This window comes from Streptomyces sp. CB03234, assembly GCF_001905885.1.
GTDB lineage: Bacteria > Actinomycetota > Actinomycetes > Streptomycetales > Streptomycetaceae > Streptomyces.
Genome location: NZ_LIYH01000006.1, coordinates 220,849 through 247,741, shown reverse-complemented (window position 1 = coordinate 247,741; position 26,893 = coordinate 220,849). Strand labels below are relative to the sequence as shown.

Annotated in this window: 25 protein-coding genes; 10 read left to right on the top strand and 15 right to left on the bottom strand. The window is 73.0% G+C overall.

All coding sequences use genetic code 11. The annotated features are described in order from the left end of the window. Positions 1-4: 4 nt before the first annotated feature. Positions 5-589, top strand: coding sequence for a flavin reductase family protein (locus tag AMK26_RS26855; RefSeq protein WP_073757829.1), 585 nt, complete (start codon positions 5-7; stop codon positions 587-589). A 132-nt stretch (positions 590-721) separates the two neighbouring features. Here the strand turns inward: AMK26_RS26855 and AMK26_RS26850 are convergent, their stop codons facing one another. The 4 genes from AMK26_RS26850 to AMK26_RS26835 are packed head-to-tail and all read right to left on the bottom strand — an operon-like array spanning position 722 to position 5,219. Next, positions 722-2,080 (bottom strand): MFS transporter, encoded by a 1,359-nt coding sequence (locus AMK26_RS26850; protein ID WP_073757342.1) that lies wholly within the window; start codon positions 2,078-2,080, stop codon positions 722-724. 34 nt (positions 2,081-2,114) lie between these two features. Beyond that, positions 2,115-3,170, bottom strand: coding sequence for a Zn-dependent alcohol dehydrogenase (locus AMK26_RS26845; RefSeq protein WP_073757341.1), 1,056 nt, complete (start codon positions 3,168-3,170; stop codon positions 2,115-2,117). After that, positions 3,167-4,300, bottom strand: a complete 1,134-nt coding sequence (locus AMK26_RS26840) for an acyl-CoA dehydrogenase family protein (RefSeq protein WP_073757340.1) — start codon at positions 4,298-4,300, stop codon at positions 3,167-3,169. Before AMK26_RS26840 ends, AMK26_RS26845 begins: the two co-directional genes overlap by 4 nt. 7 nt (positions 4,301-4,307) lie before the next feature. Beyond that, positions 4,308-5,219: an SDR family oxidoreductase gene (locus AMK26_RS26835; protein ID WP_073757339.1), complete on the bottom strand. Its 912-nt coding sequence runs from the start codon at positions 5,217-5,219 to the stop codon at positions 4,308-4,310. Positions 5,220-5,309: 90 nt separating this feature from the next. On the opposite strand from AMK26_RS26835, the gene AMK26_RS26830 reads away from it, so the two are divergent. After that, a complete protein-coding gene (locus tag AMK26_RS26830) occupies positions 5,310-6,236 on the top strand; it encodes a cyclase family protein (RefSeq protein ID WP_073757338.1) in 927 nt (308 codons plus the stop codon). 372 nt (positions 6,237-6,608) lie between these two features. On the opposite strand, the gene AMK26_RS26825 is transcribed toward AMK26_RS26830, so the two are convergent. From AMK26_RS26825 to AMK26_RS26815, 3 genes are all read right to left on the bottom strand, one after another. Then, positions 6,609-7,082 (bottom strand): ATP-binding protein, encoded by a 474-nt coding sequence (locus tag AMK26_RS26825; protein ID WP_073757337.1) that lies wholly within the window; start codon positions 7,080-7,082, stop codon positions 6,609-6,611. Between the two features lie 429 nt (positions 7,083-7,511). Further along, positions 7,512-8,378, bottom strand: a complete 867-nt coding sequence (locus AMK26_RS26820; protein WP_073757827.1) for an acyl-CoA dehydrogenase family protein — start codon at positions 8,376-8,378, stop codon at positions 7,512-7,514. Positions 8,379-8,380: 2 nt separating this feature from the next. Further along, the gene (locus AMK26_RS26815) at positions 8,381-9,517 is read right to left on the bottom strand and encodes an acyl-CoA dehydrogenase family protein (protein WP_073757336.1); all 1,137 of its coding nucleotides are present in this window, start codon (positions 9,515-9,517) and stop codon (positions 8,381-8,383) included. Between the two features lie 180 nt (positions 9,518-9,697). Between AMK26_RS26815 and AMK26_RS26810 the strand changes: the two genes are divergently transcribed. Further along, the gene (locus AMK26_RS26810; RefSeq protein ID WP_073757335.1) at positions 9,698-11,206 is read left to right on the top strand and encodes a class I adenylate-forming enzyme family protein; all 1,509 of its coding nucleotides are present in this window, start codon (positions 9,698-9,700) and stop codon (positions 11,204-11,206) included. Here the strand turns inward: AMK26_RS26810 and AMK26_RS26805 are convergent. Then, positions 11,203-11,721 (bottom strand): EF-hand domain-containing protein, encoded by a 519-nt coding sequence (locus AMK26_RS26805; protein WP_073757334.1) that lies wholly within the window; start codon positions 11,719-11,721, stop codon positions 11,203-11,205. The genes AMK26_RS26810 and AMK26_RS26805 overlap by 4 nt on opposite strands. Positions 11,722-11,752: 31 nt before the next feature. Next, the gene (locus AMK26_RS26800) at positions 11,753-12,127 is read right to left on the bottom strand and encodes an STAS domain-containing protein (protein ID WP_073757333.1); all 375 of its coding nucleotides are present in this window, start codon (positions 12,125-12,127) and stop codon (positions 11,753-11,755) included. A gap of 226 nt (positions 12,128-12,353) precedes the next feature. On the opposite strand from AMK26_RS26800, the gene AMK26_RS26795 reads away from it, so the two are divergent. Then, positions 12,354-12,917, top strand: coding sequence for a sigma-70 family RNA polymerase sigma factor (locus AMK26_RS26795; protein WP_073757332.1), 564 nt, complete (start codon positions 12,354-12,356; stop codon positions 12,915-12,917). Continuing rightward, a complete protein-coding gene (locus AMK26_RS26790; protein ID WP_073757331.1) occupies positions 12,914-14,134 on the top strand; it encodes a zf-HC2 domain-containing protein in 1,221 nt (406 codons plus the stop codon). The genes AMK26_RS26795 and AMK26_RS26790 overlap by 4 nt, the downstream gene beginning before the upstream one ends. A gap of 376 nt (positions 14,135-14,510) precedes the next feature. On the opposite strand, the gene purU is transcribed toward AMK26_RS26790, so the two are convergent. Both purU and AMK26_RS26780 read right to left on the bottom strand, forming a co-directional pair. Next, a complete protein-coding gene (gene purU, locus AMK26_RS26785) occupies positions 14,511-15,362 on the bottom strand; it encodes a formyltetrahydrofolate deformylase (RefSeq protein ID WP_073757330.1) in 852 nt (283 codons plus the stop codon). A gap of 82 nt (positions 15,363-15,444) precedes the next feature. After that, the gene (locus AMK26_RS26780) at positions 15,445-15,891 is read right to left on the bottom strand and encodes an SCO4402 family protein (protein WP_073757329.1); all 447 of its coding nucleotides are present in this window, start codon (positions 15,889-15,891) and stop codon (positions 15,445-15,447) included. 169 nt (positions 15,892-16,060) lie between these two features. On the opposite strand from AMK26_RS26780, the gene AMK26_RS26775 reads away from it, so the two are divergent. Further along, positions 16,061-17,332, top strand: a complete 1,272-nt coding sequence (locus tag AMK26_RS26775) for an ABC transporter substrate-binding protein (protein WP_073757825.1) — start codon at positions 16,061-16,063, stop codon at positions 17,330-17,332. Between the two features lie 81 nt (positions 17,333-17,413). Here the strand turns inward: AMK26_RS26775 and AMK26_RS26770 are convergent, their stop codons facing one another. After that, positions 17,414-18,775 carry a hypothetical protein gene (locus AMK26_RS26770; RefSeq protein WP_198944168.1) on the bottom strand — a complete coding sequence of 454 codons (1,362 nt, stop codon included), beginning with the start codon at positions 18,773-18,775 and terminating at the stop codon, positions 17,414-17,416. 182 nt (positions 18,776-18,957) lie between these two features. Next, positions 18,958-20,340: a transcriptional regulator gene (locus tag AMK26_RS26765; RefSeq protein WP_073757327.1), complete on the bottom strand. Its 1,383-nt coding sequence runs from the start codon at positions 20,338-20,340 to the stop codon at positions 18,958-18,960. Positions 20,341-20,723: 383 nt separating this feature from the next. Here AMK26_RS26765 and AMK26_RS26760 point away from each other — a divergent pair, with 383 nt between their 5' ends. From AMK26_RS26760 to AMK26_RS26750, 3 genes are all read left to right on the top strand, one after another. Continuing rightward, a complete protein-coding gene (locus tag AMK26_RS26760; RefSeq protein ID WP_073757326.1) occupies positions 20,724-21,401 on the top strand; it encodes a bifunctional DNA primase/polymerase in 678 nt (225 codons plus the stop codon). A 101-nt stretch (positions 21,402-21,502) separates the two neighbouring features. After that, on the top strand, positions 21,503-22,294 hold the full coding sequence (locus tag AMK26_RS26755) for an ABC transporter ATP-binding protein (protein WP_073757325.1): 792 nt from the start codon (positions 21,503-21,505) through the stop codon (positions 22,292-22,294). After that, the gene (locus AMK26_RS26750; protein WP_073757823.1) at positions 22,273-23,883 is read left to right on the top strand and encodes a transporter; all 1,611 of its coding nucleotides are present in this window, start codon (positions 22,273-22,275) and stop codon (positions 23,881-23,883) included. Before AMK26_RS26755 ends, AMK26_RS26750 begins: the two co-directional genes overlap by 22 nt. Before the next feature lie 9 nt (positions 23,884-23,892). Here the strand turns inward: AMK26_RS26750 and AMK26_RS26745 are convergent, their stop codons facing one another. Both AMK26_RS26745 and AMK26_RS26740 read right to left on the bottom strand, forming a co-directional pair. Further along, positions 23,893-24,762 carry an alpha/beta fold hydrolase gene (locus AMK26_RS26745; RefSeq protein ID WP_073757324.1) on the bottom strand — a complete coding sequence of 290 codons (870 nt, stop codon included), beginning with the start codon at positions 24,760-24,762 and terminating at the stop codon, positions 23,893-23,895. A 524-nt stretch (positions 24,763-25,286) separates the two neighbouring features. Continuing rightward, positions 25,287-25,979, bottom strand: coding sequence for a metal-dependent transcriptional regulator (locus AMK26_RS26740; protein ID WP_073757323.1), 693 nt, complete (start codon positions 25,977-25,979; stop codon positions 25,287-25,289). 154 nt (positions 25,980-26,133) lie between these two features. Here AMK26_RS26740 and AMK26_RS26735 point away from each other — a divergent pair, with 154 nt between their 5' ends. Continuing rightward, positions 26,134-26,889 (top strand): SIS domain-containing protein, encoded by a 756-nt coding sequence (locus AMK26_RS26735; protein WP_073757322.1) that lies wholly within the window; start codon positions 26,134-26,136, stop codon positions 26,887-26,889. Positions 26,890-26,893: the final 4 nt, after the last annotated feature.

The window sequence follows — 26,893 nt, the reverse complement described above, 5'->3', positions numbered from 1 at the left end:
GGGAATGGCGGCCACGGCGGTCCGGTATCTGAGGTCCGTGGGCGCGCCGACGGCCGGTGAGGCACCGCCGGTGCTGCGGGCGGTGCGGGACGACGAGCGGCTGCCCGTCGATCCGGCCGAGTTCCGGCGCGTGCTGGGGCACTTCGCGACCGGGGTCACGGTCGTCGCGGCGTACGACACGGAGGGCCCGGCCGGGTTCGCCTGCCAGTCCTTCGCGTCCCTGTCGCTGGACCCGCCCCTGGTCGCCTTCATGGTGGCGCGTACGTCCACGACGTGGCCCCGGATCGCCCGCGCCGGGGCCTTCTGCGTGAACGTCCTGGGCGCGGACCAGGCCGGGCTGTGCCGGGCGTTCGCGGTGAGCGGGTCGACGGGGGCCGACAAGTTCGCGGGCGTCCCGTACGACGCGGCCCCGGGCACGGGCTCGCCGCGCCTGGCGGGCGTCCCGGCGTGGATCGACTGCGTGGTCCAGGCGGTGCACACGGGCGGCGACCACCTGATCGTGGTCGGCCGTGTGGAGGCACTGGGCGCCTCGGACGACGGGGACCCGCTGCTGTTCCACCGGGGCGGTTTCGGCCGCCTCATGCCGTGACCGGCTGCCACCTCCCCGTAGCACCGGGGCCGTCAAGTCCGCCGCGCACCGTGCGCCCGAGGCGTACCGGGCCACGTCGTACGAGCCGAAGACGGCGTCTGGTCCGGCACCGACCGGTCGACGCGCCGGCGCCTACAGGCAGTGCCCGGCGTCCCGCCCGCCGTCCACCGCCGCGCCTTCCGGGCCACCCGCACGCACGGCACCACCCGCAGGCACGGCGTCAACGGCGCGACCGGCGCGAACGGCGTCAACGGCGTCAACGGCGTCAACGGCGCGACCGCCGGTGCCGACCGCCGTCGTCCGGCCGCCAGGGGCGACGCGGGCCGCCGACATCCGCCGCTCCCCCGCCAGCCCCACCGCGCTGAGCACCAGGGCCAGCGCCACGCCCGCCAGGATGGCCGTCGAGGGCGCCACGACCCGCAGCAGCCCGCCGGCCAGGGCGCCGCTCGCCGCGTACCCGGCCCCCACGGCCGCGTAGTTCACCGAGTACGCGGCCGCCAGCGCGCCCGCCGGCATGACCTCCCGCAGCTGGAGGTTGCGGGCCAGGCCGATCCCGGCCTGGAGGGCGCCGGCCACCACCAGCACCGCGCCGATCGCCCACGTCCACGGCACCAGCGCGACGAGCACACCGCAGCCGCAGATGCCGGGCAGCATCACCAGGCACTGGCGCGCGGGCCGCCCCGGCCAGGTCCGTAGCCCGTACACGAACGCCCCCGCCGCCGACCCGAGCGAGAAGCCGGCCAGCAGCGGCCCCGCCCAGCCGATCCCGATCGCCCGCTGCTCCAGCAGCGCGGGCAGGATCAGTTCGGCGAGCGCCAGCATGGCCAGGCTCGCCGAGCCCAGCACGTACACCGGCCAGGCACCGGCCAGCACCCGCACCTTCGCGCGCGTGCCCCGGGCCTCCTCACCGTCCTCCTCCGCCGCCCACCCGGCGGGCAGCGCCCACAGTCCGGCGGCGGCGCCGCCCATGAGGACGGCGGCCAGCAGCATGGGCGCGTAAGGGGCCGCCCCCAGGGCGAGCCCCGTGGTCAGGGCGGGCGCGGCGGCCCATATGCCGGACATGAGGATCGATTCGAGGCTCATCGCCTGGGAGACCGCCCCGGCCGGGACCATGCCGGTCAGCAGGGCGCGCAGCCCGCCGGCCGCCGCCGACGGCCCGGCCCCGGCGAGGAACGCCAGTGCGCCGAGCACCACGGGACGGTCCCCGTGCGTGAGCCACAGTCCCGCGAACGAGGCACAGCCGACGGCGAGTCCGGCGGCCAGTTGCGGGCGGGCGCGCTCGGGGCGCAGCCGCGTGCCCAGGAGCGGCGCGCCGAGGATCTCGCCGAGCACGTACACGGCGGCGAGCAGGGCTCCCGTGGTGTAGCCGCCGGGCCGCTCGCGTACCAGGAACACCATCGCGAGTGGCGCCATGGCCACCGGCACGCGGGCGGCCACGGCGACGAGACACCAGGTCAGGACGGGCCGGTTGGCGACTTTCCGGTACGACATGCCCCGACCGTAACCGGGCTCCCTCCCCGCCGGTCTACCGAAATTCGAGCACGCCCCGCGCCACGCGCCCGTGGTGGGCGTCGTCGGCCGCCTTGGCGAAGTCCTCCACCGGGTACGTCTCCGTCACCAGCTCGTCGAGCAGGAGCCGCCCCTTCCCGTACAGATCGGCGTAGAGCGCGATGTCGTGCTGGGGGCGGGAACTGCCGTAGCGGCAGCCCAGGATCGACTTGTCGAGGAACATCGCGGCGGGCGGGAACGTCGCCTCGGCGGCCGGCGCGGTCATGCCGAGCAGGACGGCCTGGCCGTGCCGGTCGAGGAGGTCGATCGCCTGCCGTACGAGTCCGACGTGGCCCACGCACTCGAAGACGTGGTCGGCGCCGGTCGGCAGCACGTCCCGTACGCCGCTGGTGCCGGGGAGGAAGTGCGTGGCGCCGAACCGTCGTGCCGCCGCCTCCTTCGCGGGGTTGGCGTCCACCGCGACGATCACGGAGGCGTCCGCGAGCCGCGCGCCCTGGAGGACGTTGAGGCCGATGCCGCCCGCGCCGATGACGACGACCGTGTCGCCCTGGGCGACGCGGGCGCGGTTCAGTACGGCTCCGACGCCGGTCAGGACGCCGCAGCCAATGAGGGCGGCCGAGGCCATGGGGATGGACCGCGGGATCTTCACCGCCTGCACGGCGCGGACGACCGTGCGCTCGGCGAAGGCGGAGTTGCTCGCGAACTGGTACACCGGGGCCCCGTCGCCCCGCGAGAACGGCGTCCCCGGCCGTCCGATCGCCCGCCGGCACATCGTGGGCCGGCCCCGGTCGCAGTCGGCGCACGCCCCGCAGTTCGCCAGCGTCGAGAGCGCCACATGGTCACCGGGCACCACATGCGTCACGCCCGCGCCCACTGCCTCCACGATCCCCGCGCCTTCGTGCCCGAGCACCACGGGCACCGGAAACGGAATCGTCCCGTCGATCACCGACAGGTCGCTGTGGCACAGCCCGGCCGCCGCGATCCCCACCAGCACCTCGCCCGGCCCAGGGTCCCGTACGACGAGGTCGTCCACGACCCGCGCCCGCTCACCGTCGAAGAGCACACCCCTCATCGAAGCTCCTTGGGCAGGCCGAGCACCCGCTCGGCGATGATGTCGCGCTGGATCTCGTCGGAGCCGCCGTAGATGGTGTCGGCCCGGCTGAAGAGGAACATCCGCTGGAGGTCGTCGAGTGCGTACGCGCCCGGTGACCACGCCCCCGGCCCGGTCGCGCCCGCCGCGCCCCGCACCCGCATCGCCAGTTCGCCGAGCCGCTGGTGCCACCGCCCCCACAGCAGCTTGGCCACGCTCGGCGCGCCCGCGTCCCCCGAACCGCCCAGCGTCCGCAGCGCGTTCCACCGCATCACCCGCAGCTCGGCCCACTGCCGTACGAGGGCGTCCTCCAGTACGGCGTCGGCGACCGCCCCGCTCTCCACGGCCAGCCGCAGCACCCGCCCCAGCTCCGCCTCGAACCCGATCTGCTGGACGAGCGTCGACACGCCCCGCTCGACCGCGAGCAGCCCCATGGCGACCCGCCAGCCGTTCCCCTCCCCTCCGACGACGTGGGCGGCGTCCGCCTCCGCCCCGTCGAAGAAGACCTCGTTGAACTCGCTGGTCCCGGTGATCTGGCGGATGGGCCGTACCTCGATCCGGCCGGGCTGGTCCATGGGCACCAGCAGGAAGGACAGCCCATGGTGGCGTGTTGAACCCGCCTCCGTTCTGGCCAGGACGAAGCACCAGTCGGCGTCCCGCGCGAGGGAGGTCCAGATCTTCTGCCCGCTGACCCGGTACACCGTCCCGTCCCGTTCGGCCCGGGTCCGCAGCCCCGCGAGGTCCGATCCGGCGCCCGGCTCGCTGTAGCCCTGGCACCACAGTTCCTCGCCGCGCGCGATACCGGGGAGGAACCGGTTTTGCTGCTCCTCGTCCCCGTACGCGATCAGGGTCGGCGCGAGGAGCTTCTCGCCGATGTGCCCGACCCGGCCGGGCGCCCCCACGCGCGCGTACTCCTCGGCCCAGACGACCTGCTGGGTGAGCGTGGCCCGCCGGTTGCCGTAGCCGGCCGTCTCCCACCCGAGCCCGATCCAGCCGTCCGCGCCCAGCTCCCGCTCCCAGGCGCGGCCGCCCTCCCCCCAGGGGTGCGCCGCGAGCCACTCCCGCGCGACGCCCCGGAAGGCCTCGTCCTCCGCCCCGAACGCGAAGTCCATGCCGGGCCTACGCGTTCGGGTGGGAGTCGGTGGCCGCCGCCCTGGCCATCTCCTCCAGCCGCTCCAGCAGCGGCATGGGGTCGGTGCCGACCGTCCCGGGCAGGAACTCGGCGATCCGTTCGGGTGTCCAGGGCTCGGCCGCGTACGCCGCCCGCAGTTCGCGCGGCTGCGCCCACACCGCGATCTTGGGCCCGGCGACGGTGTACACCTGCCCCGTGATCTTCTCGGCGCGGGCCCGGTCGGAGAGCAGGTAGACGACGAGGGCGGCGACGTCCTCGGGGTCGCCGATCTCCTTGAGCTCCATGGGGACGTTGGCGGACATCCGGGTACGGGCGACGGGCGCGACGGCGTTGGCCGTGACGCCGTACTTGTGCAGGCCGAGCGCGGCGCTGCGGACGAGGGAGATGATGCCGCCCTTGGCGGCGGAGTAGTTGGCCTGGGAGACGGATCCTTGGTGGTTGCCGCTGGTGAAGCCGATGAGGGTGCCGGCGCCCTGCTTGCGCATCACGGCTGAGGCGGCGCGGAAGACGGTGAACGTGCCCTTCAGATGGGTCGCGAGGACCGGGTCCCATTCCTCCTCGGACATGTTGAAGAGCATCCGTTCGCGCAGGATGCCTGCGACGCACACGGCGCCGTCGATCCGGCCGTACTGGGCGAGCGCGGTGTCCACGACGCGCTGTCCGCCCGCCATGGTGGAGATGTCGTCGGCGACGGCGACGGCCTCGCCGCCCGCCGCGACGATCTCCTTGACGACGGCTGCCGCGATGTCCGAGGTGGGCTCGGCGCCGTCGATCGACACGCCGTAGTCGTTGACGACGACCCTGGCTCCTTCGGCGGCGCAGGCGAGGGCGACGGCGCGCCCTATGCCACGCCCGGCGCCGGTCACGGCGACGACCTTGCCTGCCAAGAAGTTCCCCATGCCGGCCCCTTCCCCGCACTTCCCATATCTGACGGCCCGTTAGATTCTACGGCGCGTCAGTTGTGCCAGCACAAGACCCGGGAGGGCCCCATGTCACTGCCGGCCGCGTTCCACGAGATCGCCAAGCGCGTCAACAACTGGGGGCGGTGGGGTGAGGACGACGAGCGGGGCACGCTGAACCTGATCACCGACGAGGTCGTACGGGAAGCCGCCGGGGCCGTACGCAGCGGGCTGCGCGTCCCGCTCGCGCTGGAGCTGCGCCAGGACGGCGTCCAGACGGGCCTCATCCCGGGCCGGGTCAACCCGCTGCACACCATGGTGCAGATCAACCAGGAGCTGTTCGGCCCGGGTACGGTCGCGACCAGCGACGACGTCGTGACGTTCGGGCTCCAGGCTGGCACCCATTGGGACGCGCTGACGCACGTCTCGCACTCGGGCCGGATCTACAACGGCCGGCCCGCCGCCTCCATCACCCCGCACGGCCGCAGCGAGTTCAGCGGTATCGACAAGGCGCGGCACATCGTCTCGCGCGGGGTGCTGCTGGACGTGGCCCGCGCCAAGGGCGTCGAGCGGCTGCCGGGCGACCACGCGGTGACGCCGGAGGACCTGGACGAGGCGGCGGAGTTCGGCGGGGTGCGCGTCCGGGCGGGCGACATCGTGCTCGTACGGACGGGTCAGGTGCAGGTGTACCGGGCGGGCGACAAGCATGCGTACGGCTATCCGTCGCCGGGCCTGTCGGTCCGTACGCCCGAGTGGTTCCACGCCCGCGATGTGGCGGCCGTCGCGAACGACACGCTCACCTTCGAGATCTTCCCGCCGGAGATCGAGGACCTGTGGCTGCCGGTGCACGCGCTGCACCTGGTGGAGATGGGCATGCTCCAGGGCCAGAACTGGAACCTGGAGGAACTGTCCACAGCCTGTGCACAGGAGCGGCGGTACGCGTTCCTGCTGGCCGCGATGCCCGAACCGTTCGCGGGCGCCACGGGAACCCCGGTGGCCCCGGTGGCGGTTCTGTGACGGTGACGTCCGGCGATCGCGTCGTCCACGTGATCGTGACGTCCGCGTGATCGCGTCGCCCGGCGATCGTGACGTCCGGATGATCGCGTCGTCCACGTGATCGTGACGCCCGCGTGATCGCATCGCCCGGCGATCGTGACACCCGGCTGATCCTTGGGTGGCGGCGCACCCGTGCGCGCCCCGAGCACGGCACGACGGCCGCCACCCGGCTCCGGCGAGCTCACCCCGAGGGCCCTGAACAGGAGCCGCCGCCGAGCCGCGACCCGCACTCGCCGAGGGCGTCAAGCCCTCGGCGTCCCCTCGCCACGAATCGCTGCTCCAAGGGTGATCAGACAGGCACGGGCCGTCAACACCTATTCAGGTATACATCCGTTATGCCCGATTTGTGACGGCGCACGACGGCGCGTATCCACCAGGCTCATGCACCACCCCCGTCACCACCGGCACGCCCCGGTCCACCTCGCACCAGATGCTCTTGCCGGCGCCTTCCCGCTGCCACCCCCACCGGTCGGCGAGCCCGTCGACCAGCTCCAGGCCCCGCCCGTTGGTGTCGTCACCGTCGGCGTGACGCGGGCGCGGGGGGCGGGCGCTGGCGTCGGCGACCTCCACCCGTACCGTCCCCGCCTCCGCCGCGCCCGCGCCGAACAGCATCCGCAGTACGGCCGGACAGCCGGTGTGGACCACGGCGTTGGTGACGAGTTCCGAAATGAGCAGCACCAGCGTCTCGGCCAGTGGCTCGTCATCCCCTATCCCCGAACCGGCGAGCCGTGACCGCGCCCATCTCCGGGCCCGGCCGACCTCTGCTGGATCGGGGCCGATCTCCAACTGCACCTGAAGCACCTGCACCGCTCACACCATCCGAACCGGCGGACACATCGCCTCGTGTCTCACAGCGACCACACCCGTAACAGTTGTCACTGAACGTGATTTACCTGTGGGACAGCATGGTTGACGTACAGTCACCGCAACAAGCGCTTCGGGCATATTCCAGCGCGAAGGAGTACGCGTGGTGCATACTGTGCGACGCACGCTGCGGGTAGTCGAACAGGGGGGCGCACCGCCCCACCGAGGGGCACGAGCGGCGGGCATTCCCGGGCGCGGAGCTGCCGCACGGGCACCACCGGAACGCACCGGCCTCTGAACCACTCGCATCCCACGGAGGCTACCGGAGGCAGGCACCGACTCCGGCCCGTTACGAGCACCCGGAAGACAACAACCCGGTATCAACGCTGCGTGACCGCCTCACCCTTATGGGAACGCCTCACTCTCGGTGGCTCATAGCGCCGCCGCGCACACCTCCTCCGCCTCGGCCGTCCCCATCCACCGCCGGGCCCGCACCCACGCCCTCTTGAGGTGCAGGTGTACGTCGGCCTCCCAGGTGAAGCCCATGCCCCCGTACACCTGGAGGCAGTCCCGGGCGCCGCGTACCGCCGCCTCGTCGGCCAGCAGCTTGGCGGCGGCGATGTCCACCGGATCGGCGGTGACGGCGGCCGCGTACACCGCGCCGCGCGCCACCTCCACGCGCTCCAGCATCCCCGCACACAGGTGGGCCACCGCCTGGAAGGCGCCGATGGGGCGGCCGAACTGCTCCCGCTCGCGCGCGTACCGCGCCGCCATCCCGGTCGTACGGCCCGCGCTGCCGAGCTGCTCGGCGGCGGTGAGCAGCACGGCCACCGGGTCCCCGTACGCGGCGCCCCGGGGCACCCGGTGCAGCGGCGTCAGGGGGTCGACCGAGCGGACCGGCCGCGCCCCGCTCACCTCCCCGCCCCGTACGACGTCGGCGGCGTCCAGCCACTCCACCAGCTGCCCGTCCACGGCGGTGACGACCACGTCCCCCTCCGCCGCCCCCTGGACGTGCCCGGCCGCGAGGTGGGTGGCGACCAGGGGGCCCGGCAGCAGCGCCCGCCCGGCCTCCTCGAAGGCGAGGACGGCCTCCGGCAGGCCGAGCCCGACGCCGCCGTCCTCCTCCGGCATCCGCAGCGCGAAGAACCCGGCGTCCCCCAGCGCCCGCCACAGCCCCCGGTCGAGTTCCCCGCCGTCCTCCACGGCCGCCCGCAGCGCGTCCGGCCCGAACCGACCCTCCAGCAGCTCCCGTACGCCCCGCCGCAGCGCCCGCTGGTCGTCGTCCAGTCGGAAAGGCACGTTCACCGTCCCTTCGGCAGGCCGAGGATCCGCTCGGCGACGATGGAGCGCTGGATCTGGGAGGTCCCGGCGGCGATGGTGTACGAGAGCGACGACAGCCGCTCGTGGACCCACTCCCGGTCCAGGTCGAGCGCGTCCGCGCCGCCCAGCACCTCGGCGGCCGCGTCGTACAGCTCCTGGCGGGCGTGCGAGTACCGCAGCTTGAACACCGACCCGCCCACCCCGGGGACCGAGCCGGTCGCCTCGGCCTCGCTCACGTTCCACTGGATCAGCCGCCACAGGGCGCGCAGCTCGGCGTTCAGCCGCCCCAGCCGGCGCCGGAGCACGGGGTCGTCCCAGCGGCCGTTCTTCCGCGCCTCGCGCGCCAGCCCGGTCAGGACCCGGCGGCAGGCCACCACCTCGCCGGCGAACGCCGTGCCGCGCTCGTACGACAGGGTGACCATGGTGACCCGCCAGCCGTCGTTCTCCTCGCCGACCCGGTTGGCGACGGGCACGGGGACCTCGTCCAGGAACAGTTCGGCGAACTCGGCCGTCCCGGTGAGGGTGCGCAGCGGTCGTACGGTGACGCCGGGGGCGTCCATGGGCATGGCCAGCCAGGTGATGCCCCGGTGCCTGGGGGCGTCCGGGTCGGTGCGGACCAGCAGTTCGCACCAGTCGGCGACCTCGGCGTGGGAGGTCCAGATCTTGGAGCCGCTGACCACGTAGTGGTCGCCGTCCCGCCACGCGCGCGTGCGCAGGGACGCCAGGTCGGAACCGGCGTCCGGTTCGCTGAAGCCCTGGCACCACACGTCCTGGCCCTTGAGGATCGGCGGAAGCCACCTTTCGCGCTGCCCGGCCGTGCCCTCGGCCGCGATGGTGGGGCCGGCGTGCAGCAGGCCGACGAAGTTGGCGCCCACATAGGGCGCGCCGGCCAGCTCGGTCTCCTCCAGGAAGATCAGCCGCAGGGTGGGGGCCGCCGCCCAGTGCAGGTCGCCGTACCCGGCGTCGTACAGCATCCGCTGCCAGGCCGTGTCATAGGCGCGGCGTCCCGGCCAGTCGGTGGGGTCGGGTTTCGGCGGCAGGCCGGGCAGCACGGCCGTGAGCCACTTCCGCAGCCGGGCCCGGAAGTCCTCTTCCTCCTCGGTGTGGGCCAGGTCCATCAGACGGGGCCCGGGCCGACGCCGGTGATGCGAGGCAGTTTCGTCATGACGCCTCCCCTTTCTGACGAGTCGTCAGCTCTTCTGCGCGCAGGCTAGCCCCGCACCCCTGGACCGGCAAGGCGTACCGCCCTACGCTCACCGCACGGAACTGACGGATCGTCAGCCAAGGAGGAGCGCACCGTGCCGGACACCGACACCGACACCGCACACGCCCTGGGCGCCTCGCGCACCCTGTGGGAGCTCGTCGAACGCCGCGCCCGCCTCACCCCCGACCGCCCCGCCCTCCTCCAGGACGACCGGAGCCTCACCTTCGGCGGCCTTCGCGACCGCGCCGAGCGGACGGCGGCCGGGCTGTGGGACATGGGCGTACGCCCCGGCACCGTCGTCGCCTGGCAACTGCCCACCCGTGTCGAGACCGTCGTCCTCACCGTCGCCCTGGCCCGCCTCGGCGCCGTCCAGTCCCCCGTCATCCCCTTCCACCGGGACCGGGAGGTGGGCTTCGCGCTGCGCGAGTCCAAGGCCGCCTTCTTCGCCGTACCGGGCGAGTGGCGCGGCTTCGACCACACCGCCATGGCACACCGCCTCGGCGCACGCGGCGTCTTCGAGGCGTACGACACCCTCCCCGACGCGGACCCCTCCAGCCTGCCCGCACCGCCCCCCACCACCGGGACGGACGTGCGGTGGATCTACTGGACGTCCGGCACGACGTCCGACCCCAAGGGCGTCCTGCACACCGACCGTTCACTGATCGCCGGCGGCTCCTGCCTCGCCCACGCGCTGCGCCTGACCGCCGACGACGTCGGCTCGATCGCCTTCCCCTTCGCGCACATAGGGGGCCTCGACTACCTCGTCATGCTCCTGCTGTACGGGTTCCCCGCCGCCCTCATCGAGAAGTTCGCCCTCCCCGACGCACTGGAGGCCTACCGCGCGCACGGCGTGACCACGGCCGGCGGCTCCACCGCCTTCTACGCGATGTTCCTCGCCGAGCAGCGCAAGCAACCGGGGAGCAGGCTCATCCCCACCCTCCGGCTGCTCGCGGGCGGCGGGGCGCCCAAGCCGCCGGAGCTGTACCACGCCGTCGTACGGGAGATGGGCTGCCGCCTCACCCACGGCTACGGCATGACCGAGGTCCCGATGATCACCATGGGATCGCCGGACGACACCGACGACCACCTCGCCACCACCGAGGGAAGGCCGCCGGAAGGGATGGAGATACGCGTCGTCGACGGCGAGGTGCGGCTGCGCGGCGAGGCGGTGTGCACGGGGTATCTGGACCCGGCGCAGACCGCCGAGGCGTTCGACGACGACGGCTTCCTCAGGACCGGGGACCTCGGGTACCTCACGGATTCCGGCCACCTCGTGCTCACCGGACGTGTCAAGGACATCATCATCCGTAAGGGCGAGAACATTTCGGCCAAGGAGATCGAGGACCTGCTGCACCGGCATCCCGCCGTACGGGACGCGGCGGTGATCGGGCTGCCGGACCCGGAGCGCGGGGAGCGGGTGTGCGCGGTCGTCGAGAGCGACGGAGAGCTGACCCTCGACACGCTCACCGCGTTCCTCCGCGACGAGGGCCTGTCCGTCCACAAGCTGCCGGAGCAACTGGAGGTCGTGGACGCCCTGCCCCGCAACGACACCCTGCGCAAGGTGCTCAAGTACCGCCTGCGCGAACGCTACTCGCGCCCCTAGGGCTCCTGGGTCATGAAGTACCGGGCGAAGGCCGTGACGGCCTCCTCCTCGTCGACCAGCCCGCTGCGGTCCAGGTCCAGCGACTCGGCCGCGAGCGCGGCCGTGTGCGACTCGACGCCCAGCGCCAGCAGGGCGCGCTCCACCTCCGCCGTCCCGGCCTTCCCGTCACCGTCCTGGTCGGCGACGGCGAGCAGCGCGCGCACGAAGGGCCGGGCGATCTCGGCGAACCGGTCGGGGTTGTCCCGCAGCCGCTTCACGGCGCCGCTGACGAACTCGCCCCGGCTCACCCGCTGGTCACCGTCCACGTCGGCGATCCCCGCCAGCCCCTGCCAGAAGGCCTCGGCGCCACCGGCCAGCGCCTGCCCCTTGTCCGAACGGAACGAGGTGCCGAACTCCTCCAGCAGCCGGGTGGCCGCGGTCGTGAAGTCCTCACGCGAGATGTAGCCGTTGCCGTCCTGGTCGAAGGCGGCGAAACGGGAGGCGATCCGGCGCTGGTACAAGTCCTCTGCGTCCATGCCGGGAGGGTACGACGCGAAGGGGCCGCCGTCACGCGGACAGCTGCTCGTCCTCCTCGCCGGTCGCGGAGGCGACGTCCGCGTACACCGCGAACAGCCGCCGTACGCCGAGGGCGGCCAGCACCCGGTTGACGTGCGAGCCGTCCACGGCCCCCTGGGCGGGCAGGATCAGCCGCAGCCGGCCCCGGCAGGAGTGCAGCAGCCGGCGGGACGCGATGAGCACGCCGACGCCGCTGGAGTCGCAGAACAGCACCTGCGACAGGTCCAGGACGACGTCCCGCCTGCCCTCGGCGACCGCCTTGTGCACACACCTGCGGACAACGGGTGAGGAGACCAGGTCCAGTTCGCCCTGGATGCTGAGCACGGTCCAGGCGCCGTGCTCCGCTTCGTCCACCGTGAGCGTCACGCGCCTACCCTTCGCCGATCCAACCGGGAACACCAGGACAACCAACCGGAAGCAGTGCTTCCTTTGCGCCGCTGCTGCCCCGTCCTCCCCCCATGAAACACGATCCACGCACAGTGACGGTTTCCTTACCCTCACGGAACCCCTTGGCGCGCACTTGCCACAAAGAGGGGCGCGTTGTCGGTGCGGCGCACTACATTCGAGAGGAGTCGGGTCGGGAGGGCTCCGTATGGCGAAGGACACACCACCGCGCTGGGACCGCAAGATGCAGCAGCGCCTGGCGCGCGGCGAGGCGGCCGCCCTCGGTGAGCTGTACGACCGGTTCGCCTCCCTCGTGCACAACACGGCGCACCGCGTCCTGGACGACGAGTCGGCCGCCGACCAGGTCACCCGCGAGGTGTTCGGGTACGTGTGGGAGAACCCGGACGCGTACGACCCCAGACGCGAGGGCTCCATGCGCTCCTGGATAGCGAAGCTGACCCGGCGCCAGGCCGTGCACCGGCTGCGCCAGGCGGAGGCCAGGGCGTACGCGGAGCGGGGCGGCGGTTCCACGGAGGAGCTGGAGCAGAAGGTGCGCCGCGCGGCGGTGTCCGCCCGCGCGGACTTCATCGTCCAGTCCATGCCGTCGTCCCTGCGCGCCGCGCTGGAACTGGCCTATTTCCAGCGCCGGGACTACCGCCAGACCGCCGCGGACCTCGGCGTGACCGAGGACGAGGCGCGGCGCCGGCTGCGGCTCGGGCTCCAGCTGCTGTCCACCGCGAACACCCGGCCACTGGACGGACGGGCGCTATGACCGGGCCGCTCGACGGCGATGGCCACGACGACGGCCACGAGGAGGTGGGCGGCGTGCCGCGCATACCGTCCCCGAGACGGGCCGCCGACAACTACGAGGCGCTGCCCGCCCCCGAGGCCCCACCGCCGCCCCTGCCGCACAAGGTCCTGCAGTCGCTGCTCGGCGCGTGGGCGCTGTCCGCCTGCTCGCCCGAGGAGACGACCGCCGTCGAGGAGCACCTCACCGAGTGCGCGCCCTGCGCGGAGGAGGCGCTGCGGCTGCGCGACGCGGTCGGGCTGCTCCACCACGAGCGGGACCTGGACCTCGACCCGCTGCTGCGCTCCCGGGTGCTGGAGAACTGCCTGGGCCGCCGCCCCGCGCGCATCCCCGTGCCCGACTGGGCCGGGCCCTACGACGCGGAGACGGCCCGGCTCGACGCGCTGCTGCGCGACATCGGCGACGCCGAGTGGCACGCGCCGGTGCGGCTCAAGTGGTTCGAGCGCGACCGTTCCGTCAGCCGCCGCACGACCGTCGCCGGGGTGATCGGCCACCTCCTGGCCGTCGACGGCCTCGTCGCGACGGCGATCGGCCTGGACGACTCACTGTCGGCCAAGACCCCGGCCGAGCGCACCGAGGCGTACTGGCAGGGCGCGCACCACCCGCCCACCAGAGCGATCCGCGAACCCTGGCGCGAGCAGGCGCACACCCTGATCCGCACGGTCTCCTTCGCGGGCCGCGGGGTGGCCGAACTGTCGGTGTCGTACGGCGAGTTCTCCCTGCCGCTGCGCGACGCGCTGCTCGACCGGGCCTTCGAGTGCTGGGTGCACGCGGACGACATCGCGGCCGCCGTGGACTACCCGTACGAGCCGCCCAGCGGCGCCCACCTGCACGGCATGATCGACCTGGCGGCCCGTTTACTGCCGGCCGCCCTCGCCGACCGCCGCCGCGCGGGGCTCGCCGCCCCGCCCCGCCACCTCGTGACGGCCGGCGCGCCCGGCCGCTCGCTCCACCTGGAGGTCGAGGGCTCCGGCGGCGGCGACTGGTACATCGCCCTGGACTCCCCGGCGGCGATCGGCTGCCCGGACCGGAAGGTCGCACAGGTGGCGCTGGACGGCGTGGAGTTCTGCCAGCTGGTGGCGGGCCACATCACCCCGGAGGAAGCCGCGGCGGGCCAGGACGGCGACCGGGAGGCCATCCGCGACGTCCTCTTCGCCGCGGCCTCCCTGAGCCGCCTCTAGCAAACCGGGGCCTCGGCCCCCGCCGGCGCGCGGGCGAGGCGCCCCGGGCCACGTTCCGGGGCCGCGCCCGCTGCCCCCGTGCGGCGGGCGGCTTCAGACCGCGGGTGGCGGGGGCGAGGCTTCTGGTCCCCCACCCTGCCCCTTCCCGAAACCGGGGGCTCCGCCCCCGGGTCCCCGGGCGGGGGGTACTGCCCCGGAGGGGGACGCGCAGTGAGGGGTGTTCTGGGCATAAAACGACTGAGCTTGCGAAGGAGAGCCCAGGACACCCCCTACGGAGCGGCCCCAACGGCAACCGTGCCCGGGCGGGCACCACCGGGAGGCCCGGGAGGCCCGGGAGGCCCCGGGGTGTCGGGCGGGTTCGTAGGGGCGGGAGCCCCTACGCGAAGACGACGGTGCGGCGGCCGTTCAGGAGGATGCGGTGTTCCGCGTGCCACTTGACCGCGCGGGCCAGCGCCTGGCACTCCACGTCGCGGCCGATGGCCACCAGCTGCTCCGGCGTGACGTCATGTCCCACCCGCTCGACCTCCTGCTCGATGATCGGGCCCTCGTCGAGGTCGGCCGTCACGTAGTGGGCCGTCGCGCCGATCAGCTTCACGCCACGCGCGTGCGCCTGGTGGTAGGGCTTGGCGCCCTTGAAGCTCGGGAGGAACGAGTGGTGGATGTTGATGATCCGGCCGCTCAGCTGCTTGCACAGGTCGTCCGACAACACCTGCATGTAGCGGGCCAGCACCACCAGCTCGACGTTCTCCGCGCGCACCAGCTCCAGCAGCTCGGCCTCCGCCTGCGCCTTGGTGTCCTTGGTGACCGGAATGTGGTGGAACGGGATGTCGTACGAGGCGACGAGCTCGGCGAAGTCGGTGTGGTTGGAGACGACCGCCACGATGTCGACCGGCAACGCGCCGATCCGCGTACGGAACAGCAGGTCGTTCAGGCAGTGGCCGAACTTCGACACCATCAGCACGACCCGCATGCGCTCGTCGGCGCGGTGGATCTGCCAGTCCATCGCGAAGGAGTCCCCGACCGCCGCGAAGCTCGCGCGCAGCTTGTCCACCGTCACCGGCGCCTCGGCCGAGAAGTGGACCCGCATGAAGAACAGGCCGGTGTCCCGGTCTCCGAACTGCTGACTGTCCTCGATGTTGCAGCCGGTGATGAAGAGGTAACTCGAAACGGCGTGCACAATGCCCTGCTTGTCCGGGCAGGAGAGCGTGAGGACGTACTGGTCGGTCATCCTGGCAGGATGCCACATCCGGGGCGGGCCACCGGACCGCGGTCCGTCACACGGAACGTCACAGCGTCACCACGTCACCACGTCACACGGAACTCGTCATGATCCTCAGCACGTCCAGCGACCGCGGCGGCGCGTCCGGGTCCTCGCCGTCGTTGACGGCCAGCCGTACGTGCGCGTCCCGGGCCGCCCGTACCGCCTCCGGCCAGCCGTGGTGCCCCATGTAGGCGGAGACGGGGGCGTCCGGCCCGACCTGGTGCATGATCCGCAGCACCCGCAGCACCGCGACGTCGACCAGCGCGGCCTCGCCGGAGTCCCGGAATATGGTCCCGACGTACTTCTCCGCGGACCAGTTGTCCAGCCAGGTGTCCTCGACGAGCCGGTACACGGCGTCGGTGACGTCCCCGTACCCCTCCAGGCCGGCCAGCCAGCACTCCTGGTGGAAGACGGGGTCGGAGAGCATGTGCAGCGCCGAGCGCACGTTGGCGCGCCAGCGCCACCACGGCATGTCGTTGAGCGGCATGCCGCCCATGGTGGAGGAGCGACGGCCGCGACGGGAAGAGTTCACGGAAGCTGACACGTTTCGATCGTACGTTCCCCCGAAAGAGCCGGTGACCGCCCCCCGCAATTCACCTCGGCGTCACCCAGCGTTGAACAGGCCTCACTCCCGCGTTACCCATGAGGCGGAATTGTGCATGACCATGACCGGTACTGGCAGGCGACGCTCCACCACCACCCTCTCCCTCATCAGGACTGCGGCGGCACTCGGCTCGGCGTGCCTGCTGGCCGGGTGCGGGGTCCTCCCTGGGGCCACGGGGGGCTCCAGGGACCCCATCACCGTGATGACCTGGGCTCCCGAGAACACCCGCGCGACCAATATGCCCGGCATGCCCGCCATGGGGCAGGCGTACGCCCGCTGGATCAACTCCCGGGGCGGTATCAACGGCCGCGAGCTGCGCGTGCTCACCTGCAACGAGGGCAACGAGCCCGCGGCCGCCGCCGCGTGCGCCCGGCGCGCGGTCCAGGAGGACGTGGTCGCCGTCGTCGGCTCGTACAGCCAGAACGGCCGCGCCTTCATGCCCCCGCTGGAGGCCGCGGACATCCCGTACATCGGCGGCTACGGCATCACCGACGACGAGTTCCGCAGCCCCGTCTCCTACCCCGTCAACGGCGGTCAGGCCGCGCTGCTGGCCGGCAACGGCATCCAGCTCGCGGACTCCTGCGACCGCGTCTCCCTCGTCCGGCCCGACTCCATCACCGGCGCCGACCTGCCGTACATCCTCAACTCCGGTCTGGCCCAGGGCCACCACCGCACCGCCGCCGACATCCCGGCCGCCGAGGACGCGGGCGAGTACACCGACGAGGCCCGGCAGTCCCGCAAGCGGGCCGGCGAGGAGGGCGGCTGCGTCACCGCCGCGCTCGGCGAGCACACCGCGAACTTCTTCGACTCCTTCCGCCGGCTCCCGCCCGACGGCCGGGACGTCAAGGTCTCCTCGGTCCTCGGGAGCGTCGACCAGCCGCTCGTCGACCGCACCGGCGGCGCGAACGGCCCCTTCGAGGGCGCCTACATCACCGGCTGGTACCCGGAGGCGGGAGACGAGCGCTGGAACGGGATGAAGCAGGTGATCCGGGAGCACGCCTTCGCCGACAACCGGATCGACCCGGCCGACGCGGGCGTCCAGACGACCTGGATCGCGTACACCGTGCTGACCCGGGTCGTCGAATCGCTCGGCGACGAGGAGATCACCGCGAGCCGGATCGGCCAGGCGCTCACCCGCGGGGTCCAGGTGGACACCGGAGGCCTGACGCCGCCGCTGCGCTGGCGCTACGAGGACATGCTCGGTACGCCGGGCACGCCGCGGATCGTGAACCACCAGGTCACGTTCCAGGTGGTACGCAAGGGACGGCTGGTGGCGCACAAGGACGGGTTCGTGGACGTCGGCCCGACGCTCCGCAAGGCCGCCGCCCTGTAGCACCTCCGCCGCGGGTCGGCCTCCGCGGCGGGTCTCCCTCCGCGGCCGGGCACCCTCCCCGCGGGTCACCCTCCCCGCGGGTCAGAGCTGCTGCGGCTGGCGCGAGGTCAGGCCGTACGTCCCTGCGATGCCGTTCCACAGCTCCGAGGCCTGCTTCTTGGCGGCCGTCGCCTCACCGCTGGCCGCGTTGCCCTGGGCGAACCGGTCCGTGCTGCGCGCCTTGCCGCCCTTGCAGCCCTTCTTGCCCTTGACCTCGCCGGCCCAGGCCGCGTAGTGGTCGTCCGCGGAGGCGGAGGCCTGCCAGGCCCGGGTCAGCGCGCTGCTCAGCTCGGCGTGGTCGGGGAGCTTGTCGACGGCCAGGCCCTGGAGCCGGGTCACCAGCTCACGGCGCTGCCCCGCGGCACCGCGCAGGTCCGTGGCGGCCTGGTCGAGGTTCTGGCACCTCTTGATGTTCTCGACGGAACGGATCACCGTGTCGCGGCTGTTGTTGCTGTCCGCGAGCAGCTTGTCGAGCGCCTCCGCCTGCGTCCTGGCCGGGTCGGGCGCCGCCTGGGAGCTGCCGGCGCCGGGGGTGGGCGAGCTGGCGGCGGCGACACCAGTGTTGTCGGACGTGCCCTTCTTGTCGTCCTCGCCGCCACTGAGCAGGGCGCCGGCGCCGAGCCCGAGGACGGCGCAGCCGACGACGACGGCCGCGATCAGCGGCAGCTTGGACTGCCGGCGCGGCGCGGGCTCGCGGTACGGCTCCTGGTACGGCGGTACGGGCTGGGGCGCCTGCGGGGCCTGGGCCTGGGCCTGGTAGGGCGGCCGGCTCTGCTGGTGCGGCGCCTGGGCCCCGTACGAGGGCATGTGCTGCGTCGCGGCCGCGTCGTCGCGGAACAGGCTGTCGAACTCGGCCGGGGGCTGCCGGTCGCCGGGCGCCCCGGGGCGTATCCCGTAGGGCGCGCCGGACGGCTGGGGCGGGACGGGCGCCATGTACTGCGTGGCGTCCGCGTCGGGGCTTCCGGACGGCCGGGTGCCGAGGAACTGCGTCGACTCGGCCGGGCTCTCGGCGGGCATGGGCATCGGCATGGGCATCGGCCCGGCACCAGGAGCGGCGCCCGGTCCTGCGCCCGGTCCGGCGACCGGCGGGAGGTACTGCGTGGCGTCCGCGTCGGCAGCGCCATGCGGCATCTCGGGCGGCAGCGGCTGCGCGACGGTCCCGTACTCCTGCTGCTGGTGCTGCTGCTGGTGGTACGCCCCCGGCTGCTGGTCGTACGGGCCCGGCTGCGGCTGCTGCTGCTGCCCGCCCGGCGGTCCCCAGGGGCCGCCCCACGGCTGGCCCCCGGTCGGCCCGGCGCCCGCCGTGCCCCAGGTCTCACTGCCCTCGGCGGGCAGCACGACACCCTCGTGGGCGGGCCGTGCCGCCGGAAGGTGCGGCTCCTGACCCTGTCCGCTCTGCGTCACCGGGACTCCTACGTGTGAACGGGTAAACCTGTAAACCTACGGAAGCGTCGGCTCACGCTACCGGGTGACACAGAGCCCGCGCACACGTGTGTGGCAGCAGTAACAAGAACCTCCCCCAGGACGCTGTTAAGCCGACGCCCCGAAAGGCTTCCCGGCGGCCGGGGTCCCAGCGGCCGGGAACCCTACGCCGCCTGCAACTCCAGCCGCGCACCGAACTCGCGGACCGCCGGCTCGTCCGCGTACGGCTCCAGGCGCTGTTGCAGGTCTTCCAGGTACTCCGCACCCCTCGACGACCGCAGCGTGCCGAGCAGTTCGGCCGCGCGCGTGCCCGTGTGGCAGGCGGCCTCCACCTCGCGCTGCTGGACCTGTGCCGTGGCCAGCAGGACCAGGCCGATCGCCCGCCGCCGCGCCCGCGTCTCCGGGTGCCCGTCCAGCGACTCGCCGGCCGCCCGCGCCGCCTCCTCCGGCCGGCCCAGGTCCCGGTAGCAGTGGGCCAGTTCGTCGGCGAGGTACGCCCGGTCGAAATGGGCGATCCACTCCGGGTCGTCGCCCGACTCCGGGTCGGCCCGGTCCATCGCGGCCACCGCCCGGGCCGCCACCTCCTGGCACACGCGTACGTCACCGAGCAGGGCGTGCCCCCGCGCCTCGGCCGCCAGGAACATCGCCTCCGCCCGCGGCGGGACGTGCCCCCGCGCCCCTTCCTGCGCCGCCCGCGCCAACTGGGCGATCTCACGCGGGTTTCCGAGCTGGGCTGCCAGGTGGCTCATGGACGCGGCCAGTACGTACCCGCCGTACCCGCGGTCCCCGGCCGCCTGCGCGAGCCGCAGCGCCTGGATGTAGTACCGCTGCGCGAGGCCGGGTTGCCCCGTGTCCACCGCCATGTACCCGGCGAGCTCCGTCAGGCGGGCGACGGCGGCGAACAGCCGGCGGCCGACGGTGTCCCGGTACGAGCCGGACAGCAGCCCCGACACCACGCTGTTCAGGTAGTGCACCACCACGGGCCGCACATGGCCGCTGCCGAACCGGTGGTCCAGGTCGACCAGCGCGGCCGTCATCGCCCGTACCGCCTCGACGTCCGCCGCCCCCACCCGCGCCCCGGCCTGCCGGGCCACCTGCGGGTCGGCGCCCGTGATCAGCCAGTCCCGGCTCGGCTCGACCAGCGCGGAGGCGGCCACCGTCGAACCGGTCAGGAAGTCCCGCCGGCCCACGTCGCTGCGCCACAGCTCGCAGACCTGCTCGATGGCGCCGAGCACGGTCGGCGAGAACTGCAGACCCACGCCGGACGCCAGGTTCTTGCCGTTGGCCATGCCGATCTCGTCGATCGTGACCGTACGCCCCAGCTTGCGGCCGAGCGCCTCGGCGATGATCCCGGGGGCCCGGCCGCGCGGCTGCTGGCCGCGCAGCCAGCGCGCCACCGACGTCTTGTCGTACCGCAGATCGAGCCCGCGTTCCTGCCCGACCATGTTGACGCGGCGGGCGAGCCCGGCGTTGGAGCACCCTGCTTCCTGGATGAGAGCCTGCAGCCGTTCGTTCGGCTGACGGGCGACGAGCGGCCTCGCTGCCATGACTACCCCCTGTTGCCGCGGTGATCAGTCTCGCTGATCACTGCCCGGCTGATATACGGAGAATGCAGAAGTTGACCTGCGAATACTGACGAAACCGATGAAGCACCAAGAAGGGCACGGACAGTTACGGAAGAGATCGGAAGACAGCGGAACACACGGAAGCGCCGGTCGTTGCCCAGGAGCTGATGAAGGCCGATACGTCGTGCAATGGCGGGAGACCGCCGCATTGCCACCACCCCCGACTGTGGCTACCCGCCCACCGCTCCCGGTTCCCATGCGCGCCCCCGTCCGTGCATCCGTGCGCCCCGGATGCCGAATCGATGCTCCTCGGCCTCCCCTCCCGCGCCCCGTAACCCCCTGTGAAGCCGGTAGTTGAGCTGTCCGTGGAAGAGACCATCGGAGTCACGGAAGCCGCACAGATCCCCAAGCAGCGAGGCGAGCAGCTGCTGGACTGCGCCGTGCGGTATGCGGAAGAGCGGCACTGGGACGTGTTCCCCGGCACCTGGCTGGAGGCGGTCGACGGCATGGAGCGGTGCTCGTGCGGCGAGGCCGCGTGTCCGGCGGCGGGGGCGCATCCGGCCCGGCCGGACTGGGCGACCCAGGCGACGGGCAGCGCGGTGGGGGCGCGCCGGCTGTGGGGGAAGCAGCCGAGGGCGTCGATCCTGCTGCCGACGGGCCGCACCTTCGACGCGCTGGACGTCCCGGAGTCGGCGGGGTTCCTGGCACTGGCGCGGATGGAGCGGATGGACCTGACGCTCGGCCCGGTCACCTGCACCCCGGACCGCCGGATGATGTTCTTCGTCCTGCCGGGTGCCGCGGCCAAGGTGCCGGACCTGGTGCGCAAGCTGGGCTGGTCGCCGAGCGGGATCGACCTGGTGGCGCGGGGCGAGGGCCAGTACGTGGCGGCGCCGCCGACCCGGGTGGGCGGGCACGGGGCGGTGCAGTGGGCGCGCCGTCCCACGCCGGCGAACCGGTGGCTGCCGGACGCCGAGGAGCTGATCAGCCCGCTGGCGTACGCGTGCGCGCGGGAGGCCGCCGATGCCCGGTCCCGGCAGTCCTGACCGCTCCTGACTGCCGGTTTCCGGCCTCTCCCTCCGTACCGGCGCGTACGTAGGCTGGGTCCCGTATCCACGGGGAACGGGGACTACGGGAGGCAGTGACCATGCCGGACCAGGTGGCGGAGGGTGTCGCGCCCGCTGTGCGGGTCGAGGGGTTGTGGAAGCGGTTCGGTGAGCAGATCGCCGTGGCCGGGATCGATCTGACGCTGCCGGCGGGCCGGTTCATCGGGTTGGTGGGCCCGAACGGGGCGGGCAAGACGACGACGCTGTCGATGGTGACGGGGTTGTTGCGGCCCGACCAGGGGCGGGTCGAGGTGGCGGGGCACGATGTGTGGCGCGACCCGGCGGCGGTGAAGGCCCGGATCGGGGTCCTGCCGGAGGGGCTGCGCCTGTTCGAGCGGCTGTCGGGGCGGGAGCTCCTCGCCTACACCGGGCGGCTGCGGGGGCTGCCCGGGGACGAGGTGGACAAGCGGGCCGCGCAGTTGCTGGACGTACTGGACCTGGCGGGGGCGCAGAACAAGCTGGTCGTGGACTACTCGACCGGTATGCGCAAGAAGATCGGCCTGGCGGCGGCGCTGCTGCACAACCCGGACGTGCTGTTCCTGGACGAGCCGTTCGAGGGCGTGGACCCGGTGTCGGCGCAGACGATCCGCGGGGTGCTGGAGCGGTACACGGCCTCGGGTGCGACGGTGGTGTTCTCCAGTCATGTGATGGAGCTGGTGGAGTCGCTGTGCGACTGGGTCGCGGTGATGGCGGAGGGCCGGATCCGGGCGCAGGGCACGCTGGCGGAGGTGCGGGGCGGGGCGCCGTCGTTGCAGGCGGCGTTCCTGGAACTGGTGGGCGCGCGGGGGCGGGACGCGGGCGAGTCGCTGGACTGGCTGGGCGGTGCGCGGTGACGCTCACGGGGGTGTTCGTACGGCTCAAGTTGTCGCTGTTGCGCAATGGGCTGCGGCAGTCGGCGGGGCGTACGGCGGCGTATGTGACGTCGGCGGTGCTGGCGCTGTTGTTCGCGGCGGGGCAGTTGCTGGGGCTGGTGCTGCTGCGGGGCAGTGAGCACGCGGGCACGGTCGTGGTGTTGCTGGCGGGGCTGCTGGCGCTGGGGTGGGCGGTGATGCCGCTGTTCTTCCCGAGTGGCGACGAGACGCTGGATCCGACGCGGTTGGTGATGCTGCCGCTGTCGCCCGGGCCGCTGGTGCGGGCGTTGCTGGTGTCGTCGCTGGTGGGTATCGGGCCGCTGTTCACGCTGTGCCTGGCGGTGGGGTCGGCGGTGGCGCTGGCGCGCGGGGCGTTCGCGGTGGCGGTGGCGGTGGTGGCGGTGCCGCTGGTGTTGCTGGTGTGCGTGGCGCTGGCGCGGGCGGTGGCGGCGGGGAACGTACGGCTGCTGACGTCGCGCAAGGGGCGGGACCTGGCGGTGCTGAGCGGCCTGGTGATCGCGGTGGGCATCCAGTTCGTCAACTTCGGTGCGCAGCGGCTGAGTCGGGCGGGTGGGTTGTCGGCGCTCGATCCGGCGGCGGAGGTGGTGCGGTGGATTCCGCCCGCGTCGGCGCTCGCCGCGGTCGACTCGGCGGGCGAGGGCGCGTACGGGGAGGCGGTGGCCGGGCTGGTGCTGTCGGCGGCGGCCCTGGGTGCGCTGCTGTACGTGTGGCGGCGCGGCCTGGTGAAGCTGATGACGGCTCCGGACGGTTCGACGCTGGCGGCGGCGTCGCGTCCGTCGCGCCGTGAGTCGGCGGCGTCCTCCGGGCTCTTCGACCGCCTCGAGGGGCGTGCGGGCACGGTGATGCTGCGGAGTCTGCGCTATGTGGCGCGTGACCCGAAGACCAAGGCGGCGTGGGTCACATCGCTGGCGATCGGTCTGATCGTGCCGCTGTTCAACGCCCTCCAGGGAACAGGGTCGGTGTACTTCGCGTGCTTCGCGGCGGGCATGCTCGGCATCCTGATGTACAACCAGTTCGGTCAGGACACCTCCGCCTTCTGGATGGTGGCGATGACGATCTCGTCGGCGCGGGACGCCTACGAGGAGCTCCGGGCGCGGGCGCTGGCACTGGCGCTGATCACCCTGCCGTACGTGGCGCTGGTGACCGCTCTGACGGCGGCGGTGCTGGGCGACTGGCGGACGCTGCCGGAGGCGATGGGGCTGTCGTTCGGGGTGCTGGGCGCGATGCTGGGGACGGGCGCGGTGGCGTCGGCCCGCTTCCCGTACTCGATCCCGCAGGACAGCGGCTTCAAGAACGTGGCACCGGGGCAGGCGGGGCTGGCGTGGATCTCCATCCTGGGCGGCATGGTCACGGCGGCGCTGCTGTGCGCCCCGCTGATCGCCCTCACGGTCTGGCTGAACGTGACGGGTACGGGCATGTCGGGCGGCCTGCTCCTCCTCGCCCTCGGCGCCGGCTGGGGCACGCTGCTGACGTGGACGGGTCTGCGCCTCGCCGCGCCCCGCACGGCGGCCCGCCTCCCGGAGATCCTGGCGGCGGTCAGCAAGGGCTGAGGCGAGGTGTCAGGAGGTCAGGACGCCGTCGAGGAACGGGGCGATGACGGTGCGCCAGCCGTCGGGCTGGTCGTAGTGGACGAGGTGGCCGGCGTCGGGCACTTCCGCGTACTGGCCGTGGGGGAGGACGCGGACCATCTCCTGGGCCTCCGCGCGGCCCAGTTCGCCGTCGAGGCCGCGGACGACGAGAGTCGGGCAGCGGACCTGGGCGAGGGAGTCCCAGTGGGCGTCGTAGACCCAGGTCTCGCGGGAGGTGAGCATCTGGCGGCGGGAGAACAGGGGTCGCCAGCCGTCGGGGCCCTCGGTCATGACCTCGGCGAAGAACTCGCCGCGCGCCGGGTTGGGGCGCTCCACCCAGGGGTCGTCCTCGCCGAACCACTTGCGTACGTCGGCGAGCGTGGCGAACGGCAGCGGCCAGGAGCGGAACCAGTCCTCCCACTCGCGCTGGGACGCGACGCCCAGGGCGGAGGCCCGCATGTCGCAGATGACCAGGGCCCGGACGAGGTCGGGGCGCTCGGCGGCGAGCTGCCAGGCGGTCAGGGCGCCCATGGAGTGGCCGATGAGGGTGACGGGGGCGAGCCCGAGCTGTTCGACCGCGGCGGCGGCGTCGGCGACGTACGCCTCGCGGGTGAAGGGGCCGTCGGCGGGCTTGTCGCTGCGGCCGTGCCCGCGCTGGTCGAGCGCGACGGCCCGGTGCCGCTCGGCGAGCCAGCGGGCGGTGGTGGTCCAGTGCGAGGCGCGGCCCATCAGGCCGTGGAGGAGGAGCACCCCGGGAGCCGGGTCGGCGTCACCGGGCGTCCGGCCCTTGGGCGGGTCGGCGAACTCCCAGGCGGCGAGGCGTAAGCCGTCGGCTCCGGTCAGGTCGATGCGTCGCACCATGTGTCCTGACACCCCCTTCTGTCACGTGCGCGGCCAGGCTATCGAACCTGCATTCGAAAACGGGGGTCTCGCGCGCAACACCGCTCGTTCGAGTGACCCGGCTCAAGGATTGACGGCCGCCGCCGAGGGGAGATCTTCATCGGGAGGCGGGCCGCTCGGGGAAAACGGTCCGAGGGGGATGACCCTGAGAGCTCGGGGCTCCGGGTCAGCACAGGGGAGGTGAGGCCCCGGCGCCGATCGGCGCCGGGGCTCTCCACATGTACGGGTACGTGCGACGGGCGCATCAACCTGCTCCCTCCCCGGTCGCGGAGCCTCGGCTCACGCCGACTCAGGTCATATGCCTGAGCCAAGACTGGCACGCGAGGCGCCCGGGCGCTGCCCTTCCGGTCGAAAGCGCGTTCCGTGACGGAGGCCGGTGGGATCCGCCGCCGACCGGTGTTGCGGGGCGCCGCTCGACCCGGGGGCCCGGGCAGGGCATCGGGCGACGCTCCGGTGCCGTGCGGGGGGCCGCCCCGCACGACGGGTCAGCGCTTGGCGACGAAGACGTGCGACGCCACGTCGGCGCCCAGCTCCGCGGCCTCACCGCTGCTGCCGACGAGCACACCGCCGGCCGACTCCGTCACGCTCACCACCGAGCCGGGCTGCACGCCCGCGCGACGCAGCGTGTACATCAGCTGGGCGTCCGTCTGGATCGGCTCGCCGATGCGGCGCACCACGACGGTCTTGCCCTCCGGGCCCGCGTCCAGCTCGGCCAGCGACACCATGCCCTCGTCGAGGAACGCCTCGGTCTCCGCCTTCTCCCCCAGCTCCTCCAGGCCCGGGATCGGGTTGCCGTACGGCGACTCGGTCGGGTGGCGCAGCAGCTCCAGCACGCGGCGCTCCACCGCCTCACTCATTACGTGCTCCCAGCGGCACGCCTCGGCGTGGACCTGCTCCCACTCCAGGCCGATCACGTCGACGAGCAGGCACTCGGCGAGCCGGTGCTTGCGCATCACGCGCGTGGCCAGGCGGCGGCCCTCGTCGGTCAGCTCCAGGTGCCGGTCGCCCGCGACGGTCACCAGACCGTCCCGCTCCATCCGCGCGACCGTCTGGCTGACGGTCGGCCCGCTCTGGTCCAGCCGCTCGGCGATGCGGGCGCGCATGGGCACCACACCTTCCTCTTCCAGCTCGAGGATGGTGCGGAGATACATCTCCGTGGTGTCGATCAGTCCGGACATACGTGCCCCTCGAAAAGAATCGTGCGCTGGCCCTGACTCAATTCTTGCGCATCGCGCCGACAACCGTGCCGCCCTGTGGACAAGCCGGTATTGACAGAGCAATGGTCCAGACCGCAACGTGATCCGCGACACGGAGAGAAGGGGCCTTGACGCCATGGGCGACAGCGAGCTGGCAGGTCGGTTCTTCGACGCCGCGATCGGCCTGCTCCAGCGGGTCCGGGACGAAGAGGCGGCGAACATCGCCGCCGCCGGCGCGGCCGTCGCCGACACGGTCGCCGAGGGCGGCCGCCTCTTCGCGTTCGGCGCGGGCCACTCGTCCCTCGCCGCCCAGGACGTGGTCTACCGGGCCGGCGGCCTCGCGCTGGTGAACCTGCTGGCCGTACCCGGCGTGGTCGGGGTCGACGTCATGCCGGCCACCCTCGGCTCGGCCCTGGAGCGCGTGGACGGCCTGGCCGGCGCGGTCCTCGACTCCTCGCCCGCCACGGCCGGCGACGTACTGATCATCGTCTCGCTCTCCGGCCGCAACGCCCTGCCCGTCGAGATGGCGATGAACGCCCGCGCGCTCGGCCTGAAGGTCATCGGGGTGACGTCGGTGGCGTACGCGGAGGAGACCAAGCCCCGGCACGTGTCGGGCACCTTCCTCAAGGACCACTGCGACATCGTCCTGGACTCCAAGATCGCCGTCGGGGACGCCGAGCTGACCCACGAGGGCGTCGAGGCCCCGTTCGCCCCGGCGTCCACGGTCGTCACCAGCGCCCTGATGCAGGCTGTCATGGCGGCCGCCACCGAGGCCCTGGTCGCCCGCGGCATCGAACCACCCCTGCTGCGCTCCGGCAACGTCGACGGCGGCCACGAGTGGAACGGCCGCGTGATGAACGAGTACGCGGACCGGATCTTCTTCCGGCACTAGCGGA

What these genes read in the sequence shown, in the direction of transcription:
- AMK26_RS26855 (WP_073757829.1), top strand. Translation starts at nt 5, where the DNA reads ATGGCGGCCACGGCGGTCCGGTATCTGAGGTCCGTGGGCGCGCCGACG.
- AMK26_RS26850 (WP_073757342.1), bottom strand. Translation starts at nt 2,080, where the DNA reads ATGTCGTACCGGAAAGTCGCCAACCGGCCCGTCCTGACCTGGTGTCTC.
- AMK26_RS26845 (WP_073757341.1), bottom strand. Translation starts at nt 3,170, where the DNA reads ATGAGGGGTGTGCTCTTCGACGGTGAGCGGGCGCGGGTCGTGGACGAC.
- AMK26_RS26840 (WP_073757340.1), bottom strand. Translation starts at nt 4,300, where the DNA reads ATGGACTTCGCGTTCGGGGCGGAGGACGAGGCCTTCCGGGGCGTCGCG.
- AMK26_RS26835 (WP_073757339.1), bottom strand. Translation starts at nt 5,219, where the DNA reads ATGGGGAACTTCTTGGCAGGCAAGGTCGTCGCCGTGACCGGCGCCGGG.
- AMK26_RS26830 (WP_073757338.1), top strand. Translation starts at nt 5,310, where the DNA reads ATGTCACTGCCGGCCGCGTTCCACGAGATCGCCAAGCGCGTCAACAAC.
- AMK26_RS26815 (WP_073757336.1), bottom strand. Translation starts at nt 9,517, where the DNA reads ATGGACCTGGCCCACACCGAGGAGGAAGAGGACTTCCGGGCCCGGCTG.
- AMK26_RS26805 (WP_073757334.1), bottom strand. Translation starts at nt 11,721, where the DNA reads ATGGACGCAGAGGACTTGTACCAGCGCCGGATCGCCTCCCGTTTCGCC.
- AMK26_RS26795 (WP_073757332.1), top strand. Translation starts at nt 12,354, where the DNA reads ATGGCGAAGGACACACCACCGCGCTGGGACCGCAAGATGCAGCAGCGC.
- AMK26_RS26790 (WP_073757331.1), top strand. Translation starts at nt 12,914, where the DNA reads ATGACCGGGCCGCTCGACGGCGATGGCCACGACGACGGCCACGAGGAG.
- purU (WP_073757330.1), bottom strand. Translation starts at nt 15,362, where the DNA reads ATGACCGACCAGTACGTCCTCACGCTCTCCTGCCCGGACAAGCAGGGC.
- AMK26_RS26780 (WP_073757329.1), bottom strand. Translation starts at nt 15,891, where the DNA reads ATGGGCGGCATGCCGCTCAACGACATGCCGTGGTGGCGCTGGCGCGCC.
- AMK26_RS26775 (WP_073757825.1), top strand. Translation starts at nt 16,061, where the DNA reads ATGACCGGTACTGGCAGGCGACGCTCCACCACCACCCTCTCCCTCATC.
- AMK26_RS26765 (WP_073757327.1), bottom strand. Translation starts at nt 20,340, where the DNA reads ATGGCAGCGAGGCCGCTCGTCGCCCGTCAGCCGAACGAACGGCTGCAG.
- AMK26_RS26755 (WP_073757325.1), top strand. Translation starts at nt 21,503, where the DNA reads ATGCCGGACCAGGTGGCGGAGGGTGTCGCGCCCGCTGTGCGGGTCGAG.
- AMK26_RS26745 (WP_073757324.1), bottom strand. Translation starts at nt 24,762, where the DNA reads ATGGTGCGACGCATCGACCTGACCGGAGCCGACGGCTTACGCCTCGCC.
- AMK26_RS26740 (WP_073757323.1), bottom strand. Translation starts at nt 25,979, where the DNA reads ATGTCCGGACTGATCGACACCACGGAGATGTATCTCCGCACCATCCTC.
- AMK26_RS26735 (WP_073757322.1), top strand. Translation starts at nt 26,134, where the DNA reads ATGGGCGACAGCGAGCTGGCAGGTCGGTTCTTCGACGCCGCGATCGGC.